Here is a 4,039-nt window from a genome sequence, read left to right on the forward strand (position 1 = left end):
AGATAGAAAGACCCGGAAAACTGGCTCAGTGTCCCATGTCAGAAAGGAAGAAAATTCACGCAAAAACGCATCTGGTGCTGAACGTGGAAACAACAGGTCAGGGACCCCTTGACCAGGTGCTTCAGATTACGATTACAGATCATAAGGGGCAACTGGTGTTCAATCGTTTCTGCAAGCCTTCTGTGGCGATTGCAGAGGGAGCCAGCAACTACCATCACATGACCAGAGACGTGCTCCAGTATGGTGCGAGTATGGATAATAACAAGGTCTCCACATGGTCGGAGATTTACCCTGAGATTGTCAGTCTGCTTGAAGGAAGAACCATCAGGGCTTACAGGGTGGATTTTGACAGCTACATGATCAAAAATAGCTGTAGAGCCTTTCATCTTGATACGGCCTGGATGGAAACCTGTCAGTGGGAAGACATGAAACTGTTCCTGAACTCTGCTACCCGTATTGGCAGAGAGTTAGCCGGAGAACTGGTGGCAGAGTATGAAAAAGCCACTGATGAACCGGCTCAGATTATTCCTTTCCCGGCTCATCGCTGGCAACAGTTTGCACAAAGCCAGTGTCTATAACATTATAATATATCGTTTTTAATAAGTCTCATAAGGAATTTACGTGCTTCACGTGCAGGTTTAGTCCAATTACTAGGGTGATTAATCCTGTAGCACTTTATTTTTTCATTTAACGTAAAAGATATAAGTTCTATACCGGGCATATTAAAATCGTCATATTTCTCAATATCACGACAGACTTTCTTTTCCCCATCTAATGGAAAATATTTTCGACGAATTTTTGCAGAACTTACACCATTGGCAAAAATGATAATATCAGGAGAAAGTATTTCTATCTGTTTTTTTAAAAGAGATTCTGATATTTTTAAAATATCATCATAATATGCCGTGTTTTTTTTCGTTGGAATACTTTTTTTCCAATCACAACAAAAAAGATTTGCCCATGCTACATTTCCAGTTCCAACGATCGATGCCACATCTCTCAAAAAATTAAAAAAACTAGATTTTCTGTCTCGCTTTGTTTCTATGTACTCTGCCAGAAAATTTTTCTGCACTTGCATTGCACGTGAAATATAATCATCGAGAGAAATATAGGGATGATCGTTATCAATAATTTTCCACCCCCTTGTCTCTCGTCCTATGACCATAATACGCTTTCCGGCTTCCCATATGTCTGGTGTTGAAGAAACAAAAAGACCTGAAAATCCTGAATAATTTAGATTATTTATGCTTTTTTTATCAAAAAAAGCAGGATTAACGTCTTTTAAAATATCAAAATATGCTTGATGAAGTTGCATATCGCTCATCAATTTCTCCTGTATCAATAAAATCTAAAAAATAAACTGTGCAAGGATATCGAGAATATCCTTGCACAGTATTTTAATTATTTACGCATCATATTACGAATAAGATGCCCTGCGGTTTCCAAAGCTTCATTGCTATTCAAGCCACTAGGAGACGAAAGATGAGAAACTACAGCAAATGGTATTTCTCCCTGACGAAGAAACACTGTCTTTTTATGTCCGCCAATCTCAAAATCATGGCGTTCCAGTTCAACCTGCTCACCAAACACAACCTGTGAAAAGTCACCGACATGGGTAATGCCAATACCCAAAAACAAACGAGGTTTTTTTGCCTGTAACTGCTTATGCATATTTTCGAAGCAGATTGACCGAATATAATCAGCATAAGCTCTTTTGTCAGGAAAGCCTGTTCTGATTTTGGCATCTTCAGTCCAGGTTCCAAGGGTACGACATTCCACCGGAAATAAATTGGTTTGGAAATAGCCCGCTGTTGAACTTTCAAAAATCTTTTTTTGTTCTGCATAGGACAATGCGTCTTCGACTTTTTGCCCTTCGATAGATGCGATTAACTTGAAAGCATTTCGATTGTAGGTCCAATTACGCCACTGAAGAGCTACCGTATAATTTTCAATCTCATCATCTGTCCCATTTTCATTCTCTGACTCACCATATTCAATTCCACACAACCATAAGGACCGGTGCTCAGGAGAGCCAATATCTCCAGGGCCACCAAACTGGTGGTTTTTCAAAGACGGAGGAAGAAGGTCTATTGGATTAATGCCAGACATATAATTTACTCCATGAGAGATAATTAATCATGACGCGAACTCGTCACGTTTGCCAACAGGCTTGAGGAGGCTTTTACGATGGAAAATTTATCTATTTTTGCGTGATTTCAGGTATACCGCATAAGCATGACGTTAATAATTGACTTAATTTTATTTCTATGAGGCAGTCTCATGCTTACTGTGAGGTTTAATGAATGATGAATGATCCAAATATCAACACTTCATTCTCCCCAAAAATTGGTATTTTTTGGCTTATCATGGAAAATGGAGTGCCACGTTTTCTAACGGATATGGTCTCTGTTGATGAGGGAGAACAATATGGCGACTCTGTTACATGGAGTGGACACTATGATTTTTGGGAAAAAATCCGAACACAAAAAAAGACACCCTTAGTGTCTCGCGTGCCTCTTTGGTCCGAGTATGAAGAATGGCCTCGTGGGCGTGTCATTTTCAACAAAAAACATAATCATTTTGTTGTATATGCCGATAAAAAAATTTTGACTGAGACGGGAAAGCAAGAATTAACTTCAACTTTTTCCTTGCCTGATAATCAAACTATCTTCAAGTAAGATGGACATTACGTCAGCGTACGTCAAATCACAATCTGATACATCTCCATTCACCAATGCCCATTATTTAATATTAATCAATATATTTGAAATTATGTTTATTACTTACTTATAATTATATTTGAAAGTCACATTTATAAAATGTTGACCATTTATGTTATAAGGAGAATTTTATCATGCAATTTCGATTATTAGAGAATAAAGGCACACCCAAATGGGAAATCAGTCGTTGGACATACAGCCCTGAAAAGAAACGAGCCACCAAGGAAACCCTTGGCTCTTTCCCCTGCTACTATTCCATGGTTTCCCGTGACATTCTGGATAAATGCACTACGCAGGAAAAAGCTGAAGTTATGGAATGGTGGCGTGTCACCAGTGAAGCCGTGAACAGGGAACGTGTCAGAAGTCAGGTCACAAAGCTTCCTGTTATCTTCAAAGACCTTGAAACCCTGTTGGACGTTATCCAGGATAGTCCTGAAGACCTCGCAGAACTCAAAAACCATGCCTATGCGTTGAAAGAGGCTGTCAGCAAGGTTGTTCGCAGGAAGTCACGCCAACAGAAAAATTAGGAAACAGTCAACAGCGTTCCTGCTTGACCTTTCCTTATGTTTTCCCCTTCATAGTCAACAGGGTTTTATGTTGACTATTTCCCTATTTTTATAAAATCACATCAACACAAAATTATGTTTAAGTTTTCAGATATGTAACACATTTTATGTAAAGCACCTGTATTAGACCTACAAAATACCTTTTTATACCTGTTTATGTTTTCTCATCTTGTTTGCCATCTCCTTTGTTATATTTTGAGTATAGCCAGGCATACCAGTATCCGCTTTGCGTCTACTGGTAACTGGCAAGGGGGAAAATGCTTTTCCCCCGTTGACCCCCATTTAAGCAGGAGACCCATTGCATGAGTGAAAAAAGAAAACTGAAAAAATCGTTACTGGTTCGTCTGGATGATGAGCAATATGCGTGCATCACACACCATGCCAGACAGCGTGACATCACAGCCAACAGTCTTGTGCGCGAGTGTCTGGCTGGTGCTCTTTCTCCCTCTGATACATATCAGAAGGTCAAGCCAGTCAAAGCTTATAATCCACGCACACCTCCCAAGCCGGAATACATCAAGGAACTTTACAGGCTCAGGGAAAGCACGGCTGAACTGTGTGGAGCACTGGTGCAATACGCCATCAAATCACGTCAGGAGGGTCATGTCATGGCTCATGCTGAAGCAGAATCCCTTATCCCTGATGTGCGTGAAGCCGTGCGTAATCTGGACAGGCTCCGCAAGACGCTTGAAGGAAAATAATGATTAGCGGGGCTACACGTGGCAAGGGTGGCTCAGGACTATGGCGTCACCT

The 4,039-nt window shown here is 40.3% G+C and carries 6 protein-coding genes; 4 read left to right on the forward strand and 2 right to left on the reverse strand.

The window, feature by feature from the left end:
• Nucleotides 1-578 (forward strand): 3'-5' exonuclease family protein (locus tag HK26_RS12700; RefSeq protein WP_219337098.1); only part of this gene is annotated, 578 nt, incomplete at its 5' end.
• A 2-nt stretch (nucleotides 579-580) separates the two neighbouring features.
• Here the strand turns inward: HK26_RS12700 and HK26_RS13325 are convergent.
• A complete protein-coding gene (locus tag HK26_RS13325; protein WP_143296369.1) occupies nucleotides 581-1,324 on the reverse strand; it encodes a hypothetical protein in 744 nt (247 codons plus the stop codon).
• A gap of 77 nt (nucleotides 1,325-1,401) precedes the next feature.
• Nucleotides 1,402-2,109, reverse strand: a complete 708-nt coding sequence (locus tag HK26_RS13330) for a hypothetical protein (protein WP_143296370.1) — start codon at nucleotides 2,107-2,109, stop codon at nucleotides 1,402-1,404.
• A gap of 194 nt (nucleotides 2,110-2,303) precedes the next feature.
• Here HK26_RS13330 and HK26_RS13335 point away from each other — a divergent pair, with 194 nt between their 5' ends.
• The 3 genes from HK26_RS13335 (at nucleotide 2,304) to HK26_RS12715 (ending at nucleotide 3,987) form a co-directional block, all read left to right on the forward strand.
• Complete coding sequence (locus HK26_RS13335; protein WP_143296371.1) at nucleotides 2,304-2,678, forward strand: hypothetical protein; 375 nt, start codon at nucleotides 2,304-2,306, stop codon at nucleotides 2,676-2,678.
• Between the two features lie 176 nt (nucleotides 2,679-2,854).
• Complete coding sequence (locus tag HK26_RS12710) at nucleotides 2,855-3,247, forward strand: hypothetical protein (RefSeq protein WP_143296372.1); 393 nt, start codon at nucleotides 2,855-2,857, stop codon at nucleotides 3,245-3,247.
• Nucleotides 3,248-3,588: 341 nt separating this feature from the next.
• Nucleotides 3,589-3,987: a hypothetical protein gene (locus tag HK26_RS12715; protein WP_086640098.1), complete on the forward strand. Its 399-nt coding sequence runs from the start codon at nucleotides 3,589-3,591 to the stop codon at nucleotides 3,985-3,987.
• The last annotated feature ends 52 nt before the right edge of the window (nucleotides 3,988-4,039 follow it).

Source organism: Acetobacter okinawensis, assembly GCF_002153655.1.
Lineage (GTDB): Bacteria > Pseudomonadota > Alphaproteobacteria > Acetobacterales > Acetobacteraceae > Acetobacter > Acetobacter okinawensis_A.

Bases quoted from the DNA above. Each gene is read 5' to 3' on its own strand.
- HK26_RS13325 (WP_143296369.1), bottom strand. From the start codon at position 1,324: ATGAGCGATATGCAACTTCATCAAGCATATTTTGATATTTTAAAAGAC.
- HK26_RS13330 (WP_143296370.1), bottom strand. From the start codon at position 2,109: ATGTCTGGCATTAATCCAATAGACCTTCTTCCTCCGTCTTTGAAAAAC.
- HK26_RS12710 (WP_143296372.1), top strand. From the start codon at position 2,855: ATGCAATTTCGATTATTAGAGAATAAAGGCACACCCAAATGGGAAATC.
- HK26_RS12715 (WP_086640098.1), top strand. From the start codon at position 3,589: ATGAGTGAAAAAAGAAAACTGAAAAAATCGTTACTGGTTCGTCTGGAT.
- HK26_RS13335 (WP_143296371.1), top strand. From the start codon at position 2,304: ATGATGAATGATCCAAATATCAACACTTCATTCTCCCCAAAAATTGGT.